Below are 285 nucleotides of genomic sequence, written 5' to 3'. Positions count from 1 at the left end.
CAACCAGGCCGGTAGCCAGCAGCAGAAGGCTGCCGAGGGTATTCGGACCATTTCCGGCCAGTTGCAGAGCATGGCTGATGCCCCGGACCAGCAGGGTGTAGCCAGCGACCTCATCCGGCAGGCTGCCCAGCGCAGCGAGTCCGTGGCTTCCTGGCTTGAGAACAAGCAGCCCGGCGACCTGCTGAGCGAAGTCCAGCGCTTCGCCCGCAACCGCCCCGGTACGTTCCTGCTGCTTGCAGCCGGCGCGGGCGTCCTGGCCGGCCGCCTCACCCGCGGCCTCACCGC

Annotated in this window: 1 pseudogene; it reads left to right on the top strand. The window is 69.5% G+C overall.

Going from position 1 to position 285, the window contains the following annotated elements:
• Positions 1-285: pseudogene (locus tag FDW83_RS19000) on the top strand (hypothetical protein); the annotation flags it as partial.

Origin of the sequence: Pseudarthrobacter sp. NamE2 (assembly GCF_005796205.1) — a bacterium.
GTDB lineage: Bacteria > Actinomycetota > Actinomycetes > Actinomycetales > Micrococcaceae > Arthrobacter.
This window is presented reverse-complemented; position numbering and strand designations above follow the sequence as displayed.